At 47.5% G+C, this 4,290-nt stretch carries 1 protein-coding gene; it reads left to right on the top strand.

Features of this window, described 5'->3' with window-relative positions; genetic code table 11:
- Positions 1 to 351 precede the first annotated feature (351 nt).
- On the top strand, positions 352 to 4,290 hold a 3,939-nt coding region (locus M0Q51_17075), incomplete at its 3' end, for a carboxypeptidase-like regulatory domain-containing protein (protein MCK9401683.1).

Raw genomic sequence — 4,290 nt, 5'->3', positions numbered from 1 at the left:
GGTGTATACATGGTACGAGTGGAGACAGCAGCCGGTGTGACCACCCGCACGCTGACCATCCAGCGATAAACTGGAAAGTTTTCAGATCATGATCAAGGCCGGTTACCTCAGGTAGCCGGCCTTTTTTTTGTTAAATTTTTGTTACCATGCAACCTTTTTTATTTTTTTTGTGTCTTAATGGTACTTTGGGACATTTTATTAAGGATTAAGAATTTGTAAGTGATTTTTATTGGCGTAACATTAATTTACGATTTATTGTATAAGAAAAAAATTATCTTTGCACTTCGAAAAGGTAGGGGGAACTTTACCTGAGCGTATGCATTCTATTTACTAACCAAATAAATATTAAGTATGAGAAATTTTACAAAGTATCTAATGGCGATGGCAATACTGTTTGTATTGTCGCCACAAAAACCCTTTGCCCAGTATACGGATAATTTTGAATCCTATAGTGTTGGCAGTTTCATGGCAGTTAATAACCCGACCTGGTGGACAACCTGGTCAAACCTGCCCGGATCAGGCGAGGATGGCGAGGTCAGCAATGCATTTGCCAGCAGCCCGACAAAATCTGTTCTCCTTGATGAAGTTCCCAGTGCATCGGATCTTATTCTGAAACTGGGGAACAAGACCTCAGGGGTTTGGGAAGTGAATTTCGACTTTTACGTTCAAACTGGTTATTCCGGGTATTATAATATCCAGAAAACTGAGGCACCTGGTACACAATGGGCGTTTGAAATGTATTTTCATACAGATGGTAGTGGAAATCTTTATGCCGGAAGTTCTACTCCTATTACATTTTCATATCCGAAAAACACATGGTTTCCGGTCGTTAATCATATCGACCTGAATGCCGATTTAATTTCGCTTTATGTAAATGGAGTATTAGTGCATAGCTGGCCATTCCACTATACCTCATATACCACCACTGGAATGCTCCAGCTCGGTGGTGTTGATTTCTTCGCGGGCGCTGAAGGTACAGATACACCAAAGGCTTATTTCGATGATGTAGAGTTCCTAAACATTGTCCCACCCGCAACATTTATTACTATTGGCAATGGAACAGGTTACGGCTCCTATCCGGCCTATTACGGCCCATGGGGCAATTACTGGCATAACCAAAAAACCCAGCAGCTCTATTTAGCATCTGAATTAGGAGCACCCGTTGGGAAAAAATTTACGCAGCTTGCGTGGAATTTTGGTGTCATGTCTGGATCACCCAATTATCTTCTTAATGTAACGATTTTGATCAAGGAAACAACAGCCACATCCCTGACTGCTGGTGCTTATGCAGATATGACCGGCGCTACACAGGTATTTTATGCTGCCAACCTTGTTCCGGCAACATCAACAGGTTGGAAAACTTTCGATATAACTGATTATATCTGGACCGGGACCAATAACCTGATCATTGAAGTTTCTGATGGAGATAATACTTATTATGCATACCCATACTACCAGACTTATAAAACGGCTGGCTCAGTAACCCGTACACTTCATGGTTATTCCGATTATATAAATCCTGCTCCTTACGTTGGCGCTACTAATGATTACGATAATATGCGCTGGTACTGGGAACCTCTGGTTCCACCCGGAAACATTGAAGGCTATGTCTTTAATTATGACGGCCTGGCCATTTCCGGCGCAACGATTGCCGTACAGAATGGCCCGGACACCACTTCCGGCCCTAATGGATATTACCTTCTTACTGGTGTAAATGGCGGCGAACAGGATGTCGTATGCTATAAAGCCGGATATAACCCCGCTTTTGCGGTTATCGATGTTATTTCCAATGTTACGGTGACTTACAATTTCACGCTGACCCAGCCCAACATGGTGGTCAACCCGCTCTATATTGAGGAAACCCTCAACCCGGGCGAATACTTCACTACCTCGCTGAACATTCTGAACAACGGCAACGGCCCGCTGGGATGGGAAGCTGAGATCGTTTACCCGGAAACGGATAATTCTGGGGGTAATTATATCATCAACCCTCCGGGGTATCAGACAGAGCAAGTTGAACCAAATGGGGCTGCATCCACCGGATATGGCACCGTGATTGAAAATGGTTCAAGGGACCTGATGATTTGCCCTGAAGGCAGTCTCTTTAGCATACCACCGGTCAGTTCTACCAATGCCTACACAAGCACGCTGAGCGCCGGATATAAATGTTACCAGAGTTTCTCCGGTGTTGAAGGAGCCATTTCGACCGTTACATTCTGGGGTGTATTTGCTGGCTACACACTGCCAACAACACCCGGAAATTTCCTGATAGAACTCTGCCAGCCTGGCTCTACGCCTGGAGCAGTGGTGACTTCAGTGACTATCCCTTTAGTTGGGATCAACACCGGGATGTTATTGCTTGGAAGCTACCAGATCGGTATATTTACAGCGGAAGTACCTCCAACAGATTTGGCCGCTGGATGGGTTGCTGTACAATTTCAAGCTTCACCGATTTTCTACTGGAATAACACGCAGGCCGGAGCAGGTTTCCCTGCGATGCAGAATTCTGTTTCACTGCCCGAAAGATTGGCTATGTGCCTTGGTGGCGGTGGTGGTGCAGGCAACTGGCTAACCATGGATTATTATGAAGGCACCGTTCCCCCATTTGGTGGCGTTGCCAATATTCCTACTCACCTGGATGCCGCCGGCACCAGCCCTGGTGAAGTTTACACGGCTGATGTCGTTTTCACCTCCAATCCTGACGTTTCCACCATTACCGTCCCGGTAACGATGATCATCATGGGCAATGAACTGATAGCCCCGGAAAACCTGGAAGTTACACTGATCGACGATGTCGCCGGAGAAGTAGGGTTGACCTGGGAATGGAACGGCGATGCCTTCCAGTTCTTCATGATCAAACGAGACGGTGTGATCGTAGGAACAACGACCAACCTGAGCTATGTGGACGTTCTGCCGGATTACGGCGAATTTTGCTATACGGTGCAGGCTGTTTATGACGAAGGCTCCACCTCCCCGGCGGGTCCCGAGTGCATCGAATGGCCGAATCCGGTGTTGTATGTTAACCCGAGTAGCCTGGAAGGCTGGGTATGGGTTGGCTTTACAGTTGACGTTTATACTACCATTTCGAACCTTGGCCTGGGTACCCTGGCTTATACCTTCCCGGAATTTGCCGCCCTGAACCTGTTGAATGATCCGAATATCGAAAAGAACAAAACCGGCTCACCGGTTGAGATCCGTTCGGATGTTGAGAAAGGTGACGAGAGTTACAACGGCAGCGGTTACCCTGTAATCCTTGGCGCCGGCGGACCGGATGATTTCGGATATGTCTGGATAGACAGTGACGAATCAGGCGGACCGACCTTCAACTGGATCGACATCGCAGCTACAGGAACGGCTGTACCTCTCAGCACCTTAGGTGATGACGGTAAAGCGGGCCCTTACAACATGGGATTCGATTTCGAGTTCTATGGTGAGGTCAAAAGCCAGTTCTGGGTAGCCAGCAACGGTGCTGTTTGCTTCAACTCTGCCTATTTCACCTATACCAATACGGGCATTCCGACCAACAATTCAGCCAATGTTGACTTCATCGCAGGATTCTGGGACGATCTTTATTCCACCTATGCCGGAGTTGGCATTTATTACCAGCAATTCGCAGACTATACCATCGTACAATGGAATGACGCCCAAAGGCTGAGTTACCCGGGTTACATGATGGATTTCCAGTTTATCATTTACCGCAATGGCAAGATCAAGGTGCAGTATAAGGACATATCAGCAGGGTTCACCATTAACAGCGCGACGATCGGACTACAGTCCTCGACACCGTCGCTGGGCCTGCAGGTATCTATGAACACGAATTATGTCCACAACAACCTGGCATTACTGTTCAGCCTGCCGGCTGACTTTATCGTAGCGGTGGAGCCTGCTTTTGGCACTATTGCCCAGGGCGAGTCACAGGATATCACCATTACTTATGATTCCCAGGATTACGAACCGGGCGATTACACGCAGGAATTACTGCTGGAGTCGAACGATCCCAACAACCAGGAATTTATCATCAACAACACGATGCATGTCTATGTACCAGCCCAGTTTGCCGGTACAGTAATTGATAATGACGACGACAGCCCGTTGCCGGGAGTGACCGTAACAGCGGGAGCATTCCAGACGACCACGGGTGACGAAGGCCAATACAGCCTGTATGTAGACCAGGGCACCTATGATGTGGTGTTCGAAAAGCTGGGTTATATGGATGTAACGGTTGCGGACACCTTCGCGCTGCAAGGCGTGGTCACCCCGATCAGCATCGGCATGTGGGATATGAACTAT

This window comes from Bacteroidales bacterium (genome assembly GCA_023229505.1).
GTDB lineage: Bacteria > Bacteroidota > Bacteroidia > Bacteroidales > JAGOPY01 > JAGOPY01.
This window is presented reverse-complemented; position numbering and strand designations above follow the sequence as displayed.